The sequence below is a fragment of the Paenibacillus sp. FSL H3-0457 genome (assembly GCF_037981725.1).
Classification (GTDB): domain Bacteria; phylum Bacillota; class Bacilli; order Paenibacillales; family Paenibacillaceae; genus Paenibacillus; species Paenibacillus amylolyticus.
In genome coordinates this window covers 70638-87763 of the sequence record NZ_CP150283.1, presented here as the reverse complement: position 1 = coordinate 87763, position 17126 = coordinate 70638, and the positions used below count along the sequence as shown (strand labels likewise).

The 17126-nt window shown below is 47.8% G+C and carries 16 protein-coding genes and 1 rRNA gene; 1 reads left to right on the top strand and 16 read right to left on the bottom strand.

What is annotated here, in order from left to right; genetic code table 11:
- Positions 1 to 256: 256 nt before the first annotated feature.
- Positions 257 to 1809: ribosomal RNA gene (locus MHH25_RS00410) — 16S ribosomal RNA — on the bottom strand.
- 439 nt (positions 1810 to 2248) lie between these two features.
- The gene (locus tag MHH25_RS00405; RefSeq protein ID WP_036606096.1) at positions 2249 to 2800 is read right to left on the bottom strand and encodes a hypothetical protein; all 552 of its coding nucleotides are present in this window, start codon (positions 2798 to 2800) and stop codon (positions 2249 to 2251) included.
- An 86-nt stretch (positions 2801 to 2886) separates the two neighbouring features.
- Here MHH25_RS00405 and MHH25_RS00400 point away from each other — a divergent pair, with 86 nt between their 5' ends.
- Entirely contained in the window at positions 2887 to 3477 is a 591-nt protein-coding gene (locus tag MHH25_RS00400; protein WP_340018854.1) for a TetR/AcrR family transcriptional regulator, read from the top strand.
- 86 nt (positions 3478 to 3563) lie between these two features.
- Here the strand turns inward: MHH25_RS00400 and MHH25_RS00395 are convergent, their stop codons facing one another.
- The 14 genes from MHH25_RS00395 to hslO all read right to left on the bottom strand — a co-directional run bounded on the left by MHH25_RS00395 (position 3564) and on the right by hslO (position 17098).
- A complete protein-coding gene (locus tag MHH25_RS00395) occupies positions 3564 to 4901 on the bottom strand; it encodes a TrkH family potassium uptake protein (RefSeq protein ID WP_036606097.1) in 1338 nt (445 codons plus the stop codon).
- 204 nt (positions 4902 to 5105) lie between these two features.
- The gene (gene lysS / locus MHH25_RS00390) at positions 5106 to 6617 is read right to left on the bottom strand and encodes a lysine--tRNA ligase (protein ID WP_036606098.1); all 1512 of its coding nucleotides are present in this window, start codon (positions 6615 to 6617) and stop codon (positions 5106 to 5108) included.
- 116 nt (positions 6618 to 6733) lie between these two features.
- The gene (greA, locus tag MHH25_RS00385) at positions 6734 to 7213 is read right to left on the bottom strand and encodes a transcription elongation factor GreA (RefSeq protein WP_036606099.1); all 480 of its coding nucleotides are present in this window, start codon (positions 7211 to 7213) and stop codon (positions 6734 to 6736) included.
- A 251-nt stretch (positions 7214 to 7464) separates the two neighbouring features.
- Positions 7465 to 8484 (bottom strand): tRNA dihydrouridine synthase DusB, encoded by a 1020-nt coding sequence (gene dusB / locus MHH25_RS00380; RefSeq protein ID WP_047844501.1) that lies wholly within the window; start codon positions 8482 to 8484, stop codon positions 7465 to 7467.
- Positions 8485 to 8582: 98 nt separating this feature from the next.
- Positions 8583 to 8786: a helix-turn-helix transcriptional regulator gene (locus tag MHH25_RS00375; RefSeq protein WP_047844502.1), complete on the bottom strand. Its 204-nt coding sequence runs from the start codon at positions 8784 to 8786 to the stop codon at positions 8583 to 8585.
- Positions 8738 to 9286, bottom strand: coding sequence for a 2-amino-4-hydroxy-6-hydroxymethyldihydropteridine diphosphokinase (folK, locus tag MHH25_RS00370; RefSeq protein WP_340018853.1), 549 nt, complete (start codon positions 9284 to 9286; stop codon positions 8738 to 8740). Before folK ends, MHH25_RS00375 begins: the two co-directional genes overlap by 49 nt.
- Before the next feature lie 9 nt (positions 9287 to 9295).
- Entirely contained in the window at positions 9296 to 9658 is a 363-nt protein-coding gene (folB, locus tag MHH25_RS00365) for a dihydroneopterin aldolase (RefSeq protein WP_036606103.1), read from the bottom strand.
- A 116-nt stretch (positions 9659 to 9774) separates the two neighbouring features.
- Complete coding sequence (gene folP / locus MHH25_RS00360) at positions 9775 to 10638, bottom strand: dihydropteroate synthase (protein WP_340018852.1); 864 nt, start codon at positions 10636 to 10638, stop codon at positions 9775 to 9777.
- Positions 10635 to 11519: an aminotransferase class IV gene (locus tag MHH25_RS00355; RefSeq protein ID WP_340018851.1), complete on the bottom strand. Its 885-nt coding sequence runs from the start codon at positions 11517 to 11519 to the stop codon at positions 10635 to 10637. The genes folP and MHH25_RS00355 overlap by 4 nt, the downstream gene beginning before the upstream one ends.
- 1 nt (position 11520) lies before the next feature.
- A complete protein-coding gene (gene pabA, locus MHH25_RS00350) occupies positions 11521 to 12096 on the bottom strand; it encodes an aminodeoxychorismate/anthranilate synthase component II (RefSeq protein WP_076320273.1) in 576 nt (191 codons plus the stop codon).
- 75 nt (positions 12097 to 12171) lie between these two features.
- Complete coding sequence (locus MHH25_RS00345; protein ID WP_340018850.1) at positions 12172 to 13779, bottom strand: anthranilate synthase component I family protein; 1608 nt, start codon at positions 13777 to 13779, stop codon at positions 12172 to 12174.
- Positions 13780 to 13919: 140 nt separating this feature from the next.
- Positions 13920 to 14858 (bottom strand): cysteine synthase A, encoded by a 939-nt coding sequence (gene cysK, locus MHH25_RS00340; protein WP_036606108.1) that lies wholly within the window; start codon positions 14856 to 14858, stop codon positions 13920 to 13922.
- 345 nt (positions 14859 to 15203) lie between these two features.
- Entirely contained in the window at positions 15204 to 16154 is a 951-nt protein-coding gene (locus tag MHH25_RS00335) for a peptidyl-prolyl cis-trans isomerase (protein WP_338707456.1), read from the bottom strand.
- Positions 16155 to 16177: 23 nt separating this feature from the next.
- Positions 16178 to 17098 (bottom strand): Hsp33 family molecular chaperone HslO, encoded by a 921-nt coding sequence (gene hslO, locus MHH25_RS00330; protein ID WP_338707454.1) that lies wholly within the window; start codon positions 17096 to 17098, stop codon positions 16178 to 16180.
- Positions 17099 to 17126 lie beyond the last annotated feature (28 nt).

Sequence of the window (17126 nt, the reverse complement as noted above, 5' to 3'; positions counted from 1 at the left end):
CAAAATTCGCTCCCATTCGATACCATCGTACGTGCAATCTACCGTTTTTATTGAAACTTGTTTAACACAAGTTCAGCTAAAAAGGAATGTTCTAATTCGCGTTTGTTTCGTTTCGATATCTAGTTTTCAAAGAACAAGCTCCATGCAAAAGCAAGCTGTTTGAGAGTTTGAGCTCTCAAAACCGAACAACGAGTGAGTGTTTTGCAGCTAAGCTGCGTATTTGAATGTTTCCGTTGCAGGAAACGATTCTCCATAGAAAGGAGGTGATCCAGCCGCACCTTCCGATACGGCTACCTTGTTACGACTTCACCCCAATCATCTATCCCACCTTCGGCGGCTGGCTCCTTGCGGTTACCCCACCGACTTCGGGTGTTATAAACTCTCGTGGTGTGACGGGCGGTGTGTACAAGACCCGGGAACGTATTCACCGCGGCATGCTGATCCGCGATTACTAGCAATTCCGACTTCATGCAGGCGAGTTGCAGCCTGCAATCCGAACTGAGACCGGCTTTGTTGGGATTGGCTCCATCTCGCGATTTCGCAGCCCGTTGTACCGGCCATTGTAGTACGTGTGTAGCCCAGGTCATAAGGGGCATGATGATTTGACGTCATCCCCACCTTCCTCCGGTTTGTCACCGGCAGTCTATCTAGAGTGCCCATCCGAAATGCTGGCAACTAAATATAAGGGTTGCGCTCGTTGCGGGACTTAACCCAACATCTCACGACACGAGCTGACGACAACCATGCACCACCTGTCTCCTCTGTCCCGAAGGAAAGATACATCTCTGCATCGATCAGAGGGATGTCAAGACCTGGTAAGGTTCTTCGCGTTGCTTCGAATTAAACCACATACTCCACTGCTTGTGCGGGTCCCCGTCAATTCCTTTGAGTTTCAGTCTTGCGACCGTACTCCCCAGGCGGAGTGCTTAATGTGTTAACTTCGGCACCAAGGGTATCGAAACCCCTAACACCTAGCACTCATCGTTTACGGCGTGGACTACCAGGGTATCTAATCCTGTTTGCTCCCCACGCTTTCGCGCCTCAGCGTCAGTTACAGCCCAGAGAGTCGCCTTCGCCACTGGTGTTCCTCCACATATCTACGCATTTCACCGCTACACGTGGAATTCCACTCTCCTCTTCTGCACTCAAGTCACCCAGTTTCCAGTGCGATCCGGGGTTGAGCCCCGGGATTAAACACCAGACTTAAATGACCGCCTGCGCGCGCTTTACGCCCAATAATTCCGGACAACGCTTGCCCCCTACGTATTACCGCGGCTGCTGGCACGTAGTTAGCCGGGGCTTTCTTCTCAGGTACCGTCACCTTGAGAGCAGTTACTCTCCCAAGCGTTCTTCCCTGGCAACAGAGCTTTACGATCCGAAAACCTTCATCACTCACGCGGCATTGCTCCGTCAGGCTTTCGCCCATTGCGGAAGATTCCCTACTGCTGCCTCCCGTAGGAGTCTGGGCCGTGTCTCAGTCCCAGTGTGGCCGATCACCCTCTCAGGTCGGCTACGCATCGTCGCCTTGGTGAGCCGTTACCTCACCAACTAGCTAATGCGCCGCAGGCCCATCCCCAAGTGACAGATTGCTCCGTCTTTCCAGTTCCCTTCAGGCGAAGAAAACAATTATTCGGTATTAGCTACCGTTTCCGGTAGTTGTCCCAAACTTGAGGGCAGGTTGCCTACGTGTTACTCACCCGTCCGCCGCTAACCATCAGAGAAGCAAGCTTCTCTTCAAGTCCGCTCGACTTGCATGTATTAGGCATGCCGCCAGCGTTCGTCCTGAGCCAGGATCAAACTCTCCAATAAAGTATTGAAAAGAGCGATAAGCTCATTTTGAATCTGACGAGATTAAAAATCTCATTTGTGCTCTAGTCGATCCAAGCCAAGGCTTGTTTCAAACTTTCGCGTTCATTCTGCAAGCAGAATGTTTACTCACTCGTTGTTCAGTTTTCAAAGATCAAACTTATTTTGTTACCGAATGTCGTTCTCTTCAGCAACTTTTATATCTTATCACATCCAAACCAACTTTGCAAGCTCTTTTTTTAAGTTTCTTTCGAAGCTTACTTCATTTGCTTGCCGCACCGTGTAAACCGTGTTTTCTTGGCCGGAATTAGAATATACCATGTACAGTTATTGAATGCAAGTCTTTTTTTGAAACTATATTAACAATTGGTTCGATCTAATACAGACGTACATATGGTATTCTCCCAACTTAGCAAGTTCATACATACGTCCATTTTTAACTTTAACGTTTAACATTCCTAGCAGGAACCTTTCTTGGCCATAAACTGTAACTAAAACTTATCAGAAAATCGATACCGAGTATCATTCCCCACACTCTGATCAGATTATTGAAGACAGCTGTACGTTCAGCATCTCCAATCCACCATATCATGGCCAATAAAAAAGCACTTCCTATAGCCCAAGCCAATAGATGTCTAAACCATCCACTACGCTCACGACTCGCATGTTCTCTACCATATAACTTGTTACTACGAGGGTTTTCTCCACCTTTGAACCAATATAGGAAATATCGATCCGCCCAAGCGATCATCTGGTGACCATAGGCAATGCTTACTCCTATATACACCGCAGCTATACCATGAATCATACTTGCTGTAGCTCCTCGCTGTAGATCCATAACTGTAGCTACCAGCAATAACAGATCGATAACCGGCGTCGCCATTAACAAACCGATGCCTATTCGCTTCATGCCAAGGAGATACCTGACACTCAGACCTGCGAACACAAACACCCAAAAGGCAATCTCACAACCTATAATGAAATAACCAATCATTTCAGCCTCTCCTTTTTTGATACAAATGTATTAAATTTAATTTAGCACGTGTGTACTATAATAATCAACAGTGATATAATATGCCTATGCCTAAACTTGTTGATCACGATAAACAGCGCGTGCTCGTGGCCGAGGCAGCTTGGCGTATTATACGAAGAGATGGCATGGAACAGGCCTCTGTTCGGAATATTGCTGAAGAAGCTGGAGTTTCGGTCGGTTCGATGCGTCACTACTTTTCTACTCAATCGGAACTACTACGATATGCCATGAATTTGGTATCTGAACGGGTGTCTCATCGAGTCCAAAAAATGTCCTTTACTGGCTCTCCCATGGACAATATGAAATGCCTATTGCTTGAATTCTTACCAAACACGGAAGAAAAACTGGCCGAAATGGAGGTGTGGTACGCTTTTACAGCCAGATCGAAAACCGATCCTACACTCAAAGAACTTGCTAATACCGTATATGATGAACTCAGACAAGCTGTAGGCTCTGTTATCACCTACCTGATAAAGCTCGACCTCTCCAGACCCGATCTGGACAAAGAACTGGAGATCGAGAGATTGTATGCACTGGTAGATGGCTTAGGCATACACACCGTGCTTAGACCGGATCAGATGAATGCCAAGCTCATGGACGATGTTCTCACTTTGCATCTTGCTTCCTTGTGTCGTTAAACCAAAAAAAACCGCAGCACATTCGTTGTGACTAAGGCCCGTTACGATAACAGGAGTTAGTTCTGAATGTCTGACGGTTTTTCTTTTTATCCGATAATGATCCGGCCTTCCGGATGACGATACAGTTTCTTCTCTTTGCGCGGACGAAGAGCATACGCGATGGTTAATGGCCCGATCCGACCTACAAACATGGTAAAGGTAATAATAATTTTTCCCCAATTGGTCAACTCATCAGTCACTCCCACAGAAAGACCCACGGTACCGATTGCGGATGCAGCTTCAAACATCAGTGAAAGGAATGGCGCATCCTCTGTCGTAAGCAGAAGCATCACCACGATCATGAATATGATCAGAGAAACCATAATAATGGTCAACGCCCTCATCAGCAGTTCTTTCGGAACACGCTGGCGGAAAAACACAATATCCTTATTTCCCCGAATCATGGCATACACCGCACCAATCATGATCAGGAATGTAGTCGTCTTGATTCCGCCCCCGGTCGACCCTGGGGAAGCCCCGATAAACATCAGCAGAATGAAGAAGAATTGGGTAGCCTGCCTCATCTCCGTGATATCGATTGTGCTCGTTCCCGACGAACGTGTAGAGACAGACTGGAAGAAGGACGCATAGATCTTCTCGCTCCATGTGAGTGAAGCCAGTGTATGTCCATTGGTGAATTCGAAAACAAACAAGACAATCGCTCCTATACCGATCAGCGCTCCGGATACAGACAGCACCAGTTTGGACTGAAGAGACAAACGGCGGCGTTTGCGATACTCAAAAAGGTCATTCAATACAACAAAACCCAGTCCACCAGAGACTACGAGCACAGAAGCGGTCACATTGAATATCCAGTCTCCAGTGTAGTATTGAAAGCTGTTGCCAAACAAATCAAAGCCGCCATTATTAAACAATGAAACGGAATGAAATATTCCATAGTATACGGCCTGACCCAATGGCATCTCCGTTGCCCAGCGCAGCGCAAGTATGACAGCAGCCACCCCTTCAATGGTAAAGGAGAAAATCAACACCTTGCGGATAATGCGTACTATCCCTTCCATACTGTCTGCATTAATGGCTTCTTTGAGTAATAACCTGTCCTTGAGTGAGATTCGCTTGCCCAATACAAGCGCAAAGAGGGTAGCCATGGTCATGAATCCGAGTCCACCAAGCTGCATTAATACCATAATGACGATCTGACCAAACAAATTAAAGGTCGTCCCTACATCCACAACGACAAGTCCAGTTACACATGCGGCAGAGGTTGATGTAAAGAGCGCGTCAATAAACGCCAAATGCATACCGCTTTGGTTGGAGATTGGCAACATGAGAAGCACCGTTCCAATCGCAATGATAAGCAGAAAACCACCGACCAGAATTAACGGAGGAGATAAGAATTTGGCAAAGTGAAGCCTGAACTTCATGAAGGGCACCTCTTTTAACAAAAATACGAACAGGTTAATCTAACAATTTCAAGACGCGGTGTTACCCTAATGTTGTGCTGTGAGCAAGGGCCTTCTGACAAACTTTATTTTTAGCGTCTATGTAAACCTAAAGAGGAACTTGCCCCAGCATGATACTGAACGGCAGGTTCCTCTTCTATTATGAACGTATCCTACGTTCCTTATTTAATCTTGCGTACGAGGACGCATGTGCGGGAAGAGCAGTACGTCACGAATCGACGGGGAGTTGGTAAGCAGCATGATCAGACGATCAACCCCGATTCCCAATCCGCCTGTTGGTGGCATACCATATTCGAGCGCACGGATGAAGTCGTCATCCATCTCATGAGCTTCGTCGTTCCCATGTTCTTTCTCCAGCATCTGTGCTTCAAAGCGCTGACGCTGATCGATTGGATCATTCAGCTCTGTAAAGGCATTGGCATGCTCGCGTCCAACGATGAACAATTCGAAGCGATCCGTGAAACGCGGATCTACATCATTTTTCTTCGCTAGTGGTGAGATTTCAAGAGGATGTCCCATAATGAATGTCGGTTGAATCAACGTCTCTTCTACAAATTCTTCAAAGAACGCGTTCAGAATATGACCAAATGTCATATGTTTTTCAACCGGAACCTTATGTTCCTTCGCCAAGTTGTGTGCTTCCTCATCCGTCATGTGTACGGAGAAGTCTACGCCTACAACTTCCTTAACTGCATCCACCATCGTAACACGGCGCCACTGTGGCGTAAGATCTACTTCATAATCTCCATACTGGATCACTTGCGTACCCAGTACTTCCTGTGCAATATGAGCAACCAGGTTCTCCGTCAATTGCATAATATCCTTGTAGTCGGCATATGCCTCATACAATTCAATCATGGTGAACTCCGGATTGTGACGTGTGGACATACCTTCATTCCGATATACACGGCCGATCTCATATACCTTCTCCAGCCCACCAACAATCAGACGTTTCAGGTGAAGTTCAATCGCAATCCGCATGTACAGTTCCATATCAAGCGCATTGTGATGTGTGATGAACGGACGTGCTGCCGCTCCTCCTGCGATGGTATGCAACGTAGGTGTTTCCACTTCCAGATATCCAAGGGAATCCAGGTAACGACGCATCGATTGAATGATTTTGGAACGTGCGATAAAGGTCTGTTGTACGTCCGGGCTCATAATCAGGTCAACATAACGCTGGCGGTAACGCAGCTCTACGTCAGTGAGACCATGGAATTTATCCGGAAGCGGATAGAGCGATTTGGACAGCACTTCAATATCTTTCACTTTGACAGAAGTTTCACCTGTTTTGGTCTTAAAGATCACACCCGTTACCCCAACGATATCGCCAAGGTCCAGCAGGCTAAATGCCGCATACTTGTCTTCAGGCACGCTATCCTGACGAACATAGATCTGGATTCTGCCGCTCAGGTCCTGAATATGTGCGAAGCTTGCTTTACCCATTCCCCGCTTCGCCATAATCCGTCCGGCAATACTGACTTCGATGTGCTTCTCTTCCAGCTCTTCCTTGGTCAGTTCTTCATACTTCTTCAGAATGGAGCCGGCTTCTTCGGTACGTACGTATTTTTGGCCAAAAGGGTCGATTCCCAATTTGCGGAGCTCGTCCAATTTGTCACGGCGAATTTGTAAAAGCTCGCTAAGTTCGGTTTCCTGATTCAAGACTTCATCCGTCATGATCTGTATTCATCTCCTTATTTACATTGCAGGCATCGCGAGAGGTCGTTTTTCCTCTAATGTTGAAAAAGCTTCCCTAAGGAAGCTTTTGTTTACCGTGCCCAACTGCTTCGTTGCTATAGCTTTTTAATGTCCATAATTTTATATTGAATTACGCCGGCAGGCACACTTACATCAACAACTGTACCTTTTTTCTTGCCGAGAATCGCTTTACCTACAGGGCTCTCGTTCGATATCTTGTTCTGAAGCGGGTCTGCCTCCGCAGTACCTACAATCGTATATTCCGTGATGTCGCCAAACTCCAGATCTTCTACAGTGACGGTTGCACCCACGCTTACGGCATCGGTATCGATCTCGTCGCTGTTAATAATCCGCGCGTTACGAAGCAATTTCTCCAACGTGATTACACGTCCTTCAATGAAAGCTTGCTCATTCTTCGCGTCTTCGTATTCAGAGTTTTCACTGATATCTCCATACCCGATGGCTACCTTAATCCGTTCAGCCACTTCGCGGCGCTTCACTGATTTCAATGTTTCCAATTCTTCTTCCAGCTTCTTGAGTCCTTCTGGTGTAAGGATAACTTCCTTGTCGCTCATCTCAACCGATTCTCCTGTCATGGGAATAAATTTGATTGTACGGCAACGGAATCAGTGCTTGTTACAGAGCTCCGCTCGCATACATCTTCAAAACTATATGAAGTTCTCCAGAGAAATAGAATATTCCTCCTGATGCTATAGCCTTATTAACGCACATGGCGAATTTATACTGAGAAATTATAGGGGAACGATCTCGAAAAGTCAATGTTACGTCCCCTATAGGTGTAAACGTTTTACAGATGCGTTTATAATTAAGATGCATTTCCGGTGATTACCGGTTCTGACTCCAAATTACCTTCGCTTTTCAGCTGACTCACAAAGTTCTCCAGAATCTGTACCATCTCGTCCCGCTTGGTTCCTTCCATAATAACATCCTTGATGCGGGCAGATCCTTTCAGGCCTTTCAAATACCAAGCCAGATGTTTACGCATCTCGCGTACGGCAACTGTCTCATTCTTCAATGCGATCAGGCGATCCATATGCAGGATGGCAACACGGATCTTCTCTTCGCCATTCGGGTCAGGAAGCAATTCCCCCGTGCTTAAGTATTGAATGGTACGATACAGCATCCATGGGTTACCCAGGGCGGCACGACCGATCATAACTCCGTCACAACCCGTTTCATCCAGCATACGGCGTGCATCCTCTGGTGTATGGACATCACCATTGCCGATCACTGGGATAGAGACAGCTTCTTTTACATCTTTGATGTGTGACCAGTCAGCTGTGCCTGTATAGAGTTGCTCACGCGTGCGGCCGTGTACACTTACCGCCTGTCCGCCAGCACGTTCAACCGCGAGCGCATTCTCCACCGCGAAGATATGCTCGTTATCCCAGCCGATACGCATCTTGACCGTCACCGGCTTCTCCACCGCGTCCACGACAGCGGATACCATCTCATAGATTTTGTTCGGATCAAGCAACCAACGTGCACCGGCATCACATTTTGTTACCTTTGGCACAGGGCATCCCATGTTAATATCGATGATGTCTGCATTGGTTTCTTTGTCCACGATTTTGGCTGCTTCTACAAGGGAATCACGATCTCCCCCAAAAATCTGAAGGCTCAGCGGTTTCTCACGCTCATCTACAAACAACATCTCACGTGTACGCTGGTTGCCATGGACAATGGCTTTGCCACTCACCATCTCCGCGCATACGAGACCTGTTCCGAATTCTTTTGCGATCAAACGAAAAGCCGGATTACATACGCCAGCCATCGGCGCAAGTACGACCTGGTTTTTCATTTCAATGCCACCAATGTTAAGCACGGTAGTCGTTCCACTCCTTTTTTAATTCTGTATATATATCACGATATAAAGTTTGATCGGTGTCTTGGTTGTTGTAACATGGCGAAACCGAAACGGTCCTAGTTGCCCCGCAACTCCTCGATACTGATTGCCAGCACACCAGCAATTCGATCGAGTTCTTGCTGTGATACCTTACGGTTTCCCCGTTCAATGGTTCCCAGAATGGCCAGCGAGATGCCGGTCTCGGCCGCAAGTTCATGTTGTGTTAAACCTTTCAGCTTCCGGAATGCCCGGATTCGGTTGGCCAATTGCATGTTTTCCAAAGCTGTATTCCATCCTTTCCATCCAGTACAGACAACGATGAGTGTACAAAGGTATACAAACCTGAAATCTCGCCCTCCGGTACGATATCCGACAGTGGGACCAGCACAAAAGCCCGTTCTCCCATGCGGGGATGAGGCAATTGAAGCAATTCGGTATCTCGCGTCTCACCTTGCATCCAGAGCAGATCCAGATCAACGGTGCGCGGTCCCCAGCGAATATCACGAACACGGCCAAGCCGATTCTCGATATCCAATAATTCCGTGAGCAACTGCTCAGGTGTCAGTATCGCCTGTACGGCGACTGCCATATTCAGAAACGCAGGCTGATCTACATATCCTACAGGCTCCGTCTCATATAGTGCAGAACAACGCAGAACGGATATATGAGGGTGTTCATCCAGCAAAGACAATGCTTCAAACAGCGTCTGTTCCCGGTCACCCAAATTGGCCCCTAAAGCAATATAAGCCTCTGAAGATTCAGAGGTCGAATGTGCAATCATGATCGGTTCTCACTTTCTTGTGCGGCGAAGCTCTACCGTTACGCCCTCAAAATGAATATCGAATGGCGGATGTGGCTTCGTCACCTTGACTGTCAATGCATTGATAATAGTATAAGTGTCTAGTAAAGAAGATGCAATATGTTCGCCCAAAGCTTCAATTAACTGGAATGACTTATTCTCTACAATCTGTTTTACCAGCTCATGGATCTCCGCATAATTAATCGTTTTGGTCAGATCATCGTTACGTCCGGCCTCACCCAGGTCCATATCAATCTCCAGATCAATATAGTACCGCTGCCCAAGCTTCCGTTCTTCTGCAAAAACACCATGATATCCGTAATACTCCATACGATGCAATACCATTCTATCCATACGATCCGCCTGCCCTCTATATATATTGAAATTTTAATCTATTTGAAGTTATGCCTTAGCTTCGCCTTTGAAAAACGCTGCGCTTCCACTGGACGGGTCACCAGGGACCCGCCACATTATTTCCTCCGTATACCCGGAGAAGCATACAACATGGCATCACACATGTCTGCCGTCCGCCGAATCGGTTTCACATCATGAACCCGAACCATCTGGCAGCCTTGGGCAATGCCAAATGCAACGGTCGCAGCCGTTCCTTCCAGCGCATCATCCGCCCCGACATCCAGGGTGTTCTGGATGAATCTTTTGCGTGAGGTGGCTAGCAGAACGGGATATCCCATTTCATTGAGCAAACCGAGCGATGACATGAGCTTCAGATTTTCTCCGAGATCCTTCACAAAACCAATGCCCGGGTCCAGGATAATTTGCTCTGCTTTCACGCCGGCTGTTAATGCAATCTGTATGCTCTCCTGCAAATCGATGACGACATCACTCAGATAATCGGTGTAATTCCGATCCTGCCGATTATGCATCAGAATGATGGGACACCCCAGCTCTGCTGCCGTGCGGGCCATATCTGCATCTGCCTTGGCACCCCACACATCATTAATAATATGGGCACCTGCCAGAATAGCCTGACGTGCAACATCAGCTTTATACGTGTCTACCGATATCGGAATGTCCGGGGCTTGCTGATGCAATGCTTCAATAACCGGAATAATCCGGCTAAGCTCTTCATCGGCGCCCACAATATCTGAACCTGGCCGGGTGGACTCCCCGCCGATATCAATCAGGTCCGCCCCATCCTCCATCATCTGCTTGGCATGGGCAACCGCCCGCTCCACGTTGGTATAACGTCCACCATCCGAGAACGAGTCAGGCGTGACGTTAAGAATGCCCATAATCTGTGTTCTTGTACCCAGCTTCAATTCAGCTGGCCCCCATGCATAGTTCCGTTCATAGATTACAGGTGTAAGTGTCATGAAGTATACCCCGCTTTCTGCCGGTACATACCCAGAAGGACTGCTGTAACCGGGCCAATATGTCCGTTGCTAATTATCGTTTCGGCTCCGTCCTGATCCCGCAGAGTTGTCACCGGAACCAGTTCGGCCACCGAGCCGGTTAGAAATATTTCATCTGCTTGCAGGAGATCCTCCCAAGAGGCTAGCGTTTCTATGCAGGGAATTCCTTGCTGCGAGGCAATCTCCATTACCACAGCTCTCGTGATACCCGGCAGAATGCCGGTTGAGAGTGCTGGCGTGTAAAGCACATTTTCCCGTACCCAAAACACATTGCTAACAATACCCTCAGCCACATAAGCATCACGGGTTAATTGTAGCCCTTCTGCACCCAGCACATGCTGACCGTATCCATTAAGCTCCCGTTTGGCCAGAATGCTGTTCATGTAATGCAGCGACTTGAACCGAACTTCTCCTTCGGGCGTGTTGCGAGGTGTAGACAACCGTTGGAGCATTTTGCCGCTTTCATATAAAGAGGGAGAAGGTTCAGGTAATGCTTTTGCCAATACAATATGATTTGGCTTCGAATAATCACCAGAAGGTAAGCCTAGCGGTGCTTCACCGGCTGATACCGTATAACGCACATACGCATCCCGAAGTCCGTTCGCATCCATCAAACGTTGAAGCCAACCTGTCACCTCTGCCGCGGTCGTTGTAAAAGGAATGCCAAGTTCCTTACACCCCGAGGCCATGCGCTCCAGATGCCGTTCCAAAAGATATGGGACACCTTGATACGTCCGGAACGTCTCAAACAGTCCAAGTCCGTACAAAAAGCCGTGATCCGTTACAGGAACCACGGCCGCCGCCATATTGACCAACTCTCCATTTATCGCGGCATATTGCATGTTATACCTTCACTTGTTGGGACAAAAAGTTACGAAGCATCTGATGACCATGGTCTGTAATAATGGATTCCGGGTGGAATTGAACACCTTCAATCGCATATTCTTTGTGACGCAAACCCATAATTTCACCTTCAGCTGTCTCCGCTGTAATCTCCAGGCAGTCAGGCAAGCTGCTGCGCTCGACAATCAGGGAGTGGTAACGGGTAGCTGTGAATGGAGATGGCAATCCGGCAAAGACCGATGTCCCATTGTGGTGCATCTCGGATGTTTTGCCGTGCATCATGCGCTCCGCACGAATGACATTGCCACCAAACGCTTGTCCAATGGACTGATGTCCCAGACAAACACCAAAGATCGGAATGCTTCCCTTGAAATGATTAATGACTGCCAAGCTAATGCCTGCTTCATTCGGTGTACACGGGCCCGGAGAGATCAGAATATGATCAGGTGCCAGTGCCTCTATGCCTGCCAGATCAATCTCGTCGTTGCGGCGAACTTCCACCGTCTCACCCAGTTCACCCAGATATTGAACCAGGTTGTACGTGAAGGAATCGTAATTATCGATAACCAGTATCATATGCCTGCTCCTCCTCATCTTCCGTCAATACAAGTGACGGTTGCTTCGTTTTATTTTATTTTAGTTTAGTTTAGTTTAGTTAACAGCTTCTGTTCTTTTCGCTTGTTCTTGTTCAATAGCTCTGCTTGCTTCCGCCTCTTCGCTGTAATTCACAGCTCTCATCATGGCTCTTGCCTTGTTGCGGCATTCCTTGTATTCCCGATATGGATCGGAATCAATAACAATCCCTGCCCCGGCCTGTACATAACCAATACCGTCCTTAATGGCAAGTGTACGAATGACGATGTTCAATTCCATATTTCCACTGTAATCCATCCACCCGATGGAACCCGTATAAGGCCCACGCCGCACAGGCTCAAGTTCCTCGATAATCTCCATGGTGCGGACTTTCGGCGCTCCGGTAATCGTTCCACCCGGGAATGTCGCAGCGATCACATCAAATACGGATAACCCTTCTGCCAGCCTGCCTTCCACCTGGGAAACGAGATGCATGACATGGGAATACTTCTCGATGGTCATCAATTCAGGCACATGAACCGAACCGTAGGCTGCAATCCGTCCGATATCATTACGTTCCAGATCAACGAGCATAATATGCTCCGCCCGTTCCTTCTCACTGCTGAGCAGTTCATCCGCCATAGCTTCATCCTCTGCTTTATCCCGGCCCCTTCTTCGGGTCCCTGCGATGGGACGTGCACTGACTTTGCCATTCTCCACTTTGACCAGAAGTTCGGGAGAACCACTTACCAGTTGAAAGTCTGGACTACGCAGCATACCCATATATGGTGATGGATTCACAAGGCGCAGCCATTCATAAATATGCTCAGCGCTCGAATGAAGACGCTTTTCCTGTCTTAAGGACAGATTCACCTGGAACACATCGCCCTGCCTGATATATTCCTGTACCGTACGCACAGCTTGTTCAAAGTCCTCCTGGGGAAAGGAGGTTTCCCATCCTTCCGATTCCCTTTCCGCATCTTCAGGCTGCGGGGTACGATTGACCTGCTTGTTGCGGCGTTCCAGTGCCTGTTGTTGTTCCTCAGCCTGTGCAGCCCCCATAATATGAAGCCAACGTTTCTGCATCGCTGTCGCTCGTGCTTCTGCCGCTGAATATAGACTACGGATATCCGTTTCGTTCCGGTTAGGCTCTATAGCCAGATGAACCATGCAGAAAAGTGCCTGCTGCTCATGGTCATACGCCCATATTTCTTCAAAGCGCATCCACCAATAATCCGGTAGAGCCGGATTATCTTCAGCCAAGACTGGAAGCTTCTCCAATGATCTTGCTACATCGTAGCTGAGATAACCTGCGTATCCACCCCCAAAGTCTGGAGCCCCATTAACCTTGGGTGCGTTATATGGGGCAGTCCATCTCTTCAATACATCAAGCGGCTTACCGCTGTCCGTCGAGGTGGTTCCTTGCGTCACATCATGAATAACCGATTCTTGACCTTTACCGGAAATAACGGATACGGGGTCTAACCCCAGAAATGTATATCTCCCGCCTTTGCCATTCTCCAGCACAATTGCGTATGGTGACGCCTGCTCCCAGGCTGCCTCCCACGATAACGGTAAACCGCCATGATACGGTCCCTCATCCGACTTTGTGATATAGGGCATCATGGTCCAGCCTTGTTCAGCCCACTCCATCCAGTCGGCGTATGTTGTCATCAGGTGTGTCATTGCGGTGTGCCGCCCTCCATCTGTCGCTAGTTCTATTGTCTGATAGTATACTAAAGCGTCGCCCCTTTTAAAAGCATTACGCCAAAAATCCTCCATACCCGTCATACGGGCAAGGAGGATTGGTTTTGTCATTTGTAGACTTAGCCTTCGAAGTTGTAAAGAGGTGTGCTGAGGTAACGTTCGCCGTTACTTGGCACGATTACGACCACGCGCTTGCCTTCACCCAACTGTTTCGCAACCTGAAGACCTGCACGGATCGCCGCACCGGAAGAAATACCGGACAGAATGCCCTCTTCCTTCGCTACCTGACGAGCCGTCTCGAATGCATCATCATTCTCAATGTGAATGATCTCATCATAGATTTCCTGATCCAGAATCTCAGGGATAAAGTTGGCGCCAATCCCCTGGATCTTATGTGGTCCTGGTTTGCCGCCCGCCAGAATTGGCGAAGCTGCTGGCTCAACTGCAACAATTTTAATACCAGAGAAAGCTTCTTTCAGCACTTCCCCTACACCTGTAATTGTTCCACCTGTACCGATTCCTGCAACGAAAGCATCCAACGTACCGCCTACAGATTGAATTGCTTCAACAATCTCAGGGCCAGTCGTTTCACGGTGGATCTTCACGTTGGCTTTATTTTTAAATTGCTCAGCCATGAAATAGGATGGGTTTTCTTTCAGCAGTTCTTCGGCTTTTTTAACAGCACCATTCATACCTTCAGCTCCAGGTGTAAGCACAAGCTCAGCACCATACGCACGAAGCAAGTTACGACGCTCCAAGCTCATCGTCTCAGGCATTACAATAACGGACTTGTAGCCTTTGGCTGCAGCCACCATCGCGAGTCCAATTCCCGTGTTACCACTTGTTGCTTCAATAATGGTATCACCTGGTTTTAGCTTGCCTTCTTTTTCCGCTTCTTCCACAATGCTAATTGCGATACGGTCTTTCACGCTTGAACCTGGATTCTGGTACTCCAGCTTCACGAATACTTCAGCACTGCCTTCAGGTACGATACGGTTCAGACGAACAAGCGGAGTACCTCCGATGAGTTCTGTTACGTTATTAACTACTTTAGCCATATGAATGCCCTCCTTAGTGGATGAATAAAACTTGAGTCCTGTTAACCTATACTGTGCGGCCGATAGCCTCTAGCTGTTATAGAAGAACTGCGGAAATCCTGTTGATCCTATCCCTTACTGCTAAGATTTCTAGACAGGGCGGAGGTTTCCGAAAGTTTCTTTGTTCATAAATAAATCTTTTATATCCGAGTAAACGAGTAGGTATTTATTATTTTTATCTTATCAACGTTAACCCTTATTGTCAATATGAGTACTCAAAAAAAATACTCTGCCTTTGGCCCTAAGACCGCAGACAGAGTATTTTTATCAAGATGCAGCAGTACGAGACAATATTTTCCATTGCATTCAGGAGGCAGGAATCTCGGACAGGATTACGGCTTCATACTTGTTACGCAGCATTTGCTCTACCTGCGGCAACGGATCAGCCTGACTCAGAGCCAGTTCCATTCGAATCTCCTCACGGACTTCTTCGGCAGATTGCACCTGGCGTTCTTCTTTATCATTAAGTCTGATAATAACATAACCTTCTTCCACTCGAACCGGTCCGGCAATATCGCCTACATCCAGCCCGGCAGCAAGTTGAAGGATTTCTTCTGACTGGAATGGATCATTCCGCTCAATCCATCCCAGCCTGCCACCAGCATCACGAGAGAAGCTGTCTGTCGATTGCTTGCGAGCAGCTTCTTCAAAGTCTTCCCCCTTCTCCAACGCATCTAGTAAGGAATCGGCTTCCTCTTCTTCCTTCACTACGATGATGGATAAGTCATATTTCTCGGGGGAAACGTAATCCTCACGGTGTTCAGTCCAGTAATGCTCAATATCTGCATCCTTGATCTGTATGCCGATCGTTGCAATTTTCTCAAGCAGCAGCCTGTAACCGGCTTCCAACTCAAGCTCCTGTTTCGACAGACCCAATTGGGACTTCATTTCGTCAAAATATGATTTCTCTGAATCGTACCCATCCATCGCGGCGGCAAGTTCTCTTGCAATCTCTTGGGGAGTGACGATCAGCTTGCGTTCAATTGCTTCGGCAAATACTGCTTTACGGTTTAACATCTGGAGTAATAACTCGCTGCCATAGCGTTTTTTCAGCGCATCGGTCCACTCTTTGTCCGTGATAACTTCTCCGTTGATCGTCGCTACGGTGCTTCCTTCTTCCGTATTGGCATCATGAGACGCATCTGCCTCGTCTTTGCCCTGTCTGAGACCATGCATAGCCATCACACTACCCATGACCAGCATACCTAGCGTCAAGACAATTACAGCCGTCCACAACCCTTTTTCCTGTCTTGTCATTCCGCATCCCGTCCCCGCATAGATCAGTTCTTGGCTTGCTCTAGGATGGTCTCAAGTTGTTCTTTGTTAAAGTCATAGGCTTCATTACAGAATTGGCAGACCACTTCAGCCTGGCCCTCTTCTTCAATTAATTGCTCCATCTCCGTTTGGCCCAGGCTGATTAGTGTCTTCTCTACCCGCTCACGTGAACACTCACAGCTAAAATGAATATCCAATCCTTCCATCACTTGTACATCTGGCAACAATCGGCGAAGCAACTCTTCCAATTCAAGTCCCTGCTCCAGCAACGTCGTCACTGGCGGCAACGTACTAATGGCGTTTTCGATCGCCGTGATCTCTGGATCTGTCAATCCCGGCAACAGCTGCATAATGAATCCACCTGAGACAATAACGGAATTATCCGTATCAACGAGCACACCAACACCTACAGCAGAAGGGGTTTGCTCCGATTGAGCAAAGTAGTACGTGAAGTCTTCGCCCAGTTCTCCTGAAATAATAGGCACACTGCCACGATATGGCTCTTTCAGCCCCAAATCCTTCGTTATGTTGATGAAACCTTCCGTTCCAACTGCGCCTGCAACGTCCAGTTTACCCATACTATTACTTGGCAAATGTACATGCGGATTAGAAACATATCCTCGTACTTCGCCTTTCGCATTGGCATCAGCTACAATCTGTCCAATGGGCCCATCACCGTTGACTTGTATCGTTAACTTCTCTTCACCTTTGAGCATTGCACCCATAATGGCTGCTGTTGTAACCGTACGCCCCATGGCTGCTGTAGCCGTGGGAAACGTATCGTGTCTTCTGCGTAGTTCCTCAACCAGTTCCGTAGTCTGGATAGCAAAGGCTCTTACCTTTCCATTCATTGCTGTACCACGAATTAACCGGTCATGCTTGTTGTTGTTTTCCAAGTCATTCAGCCTCCTTTGGCGTATCGCCATAATAGTCGTAACACAGAAAAAACGGCAC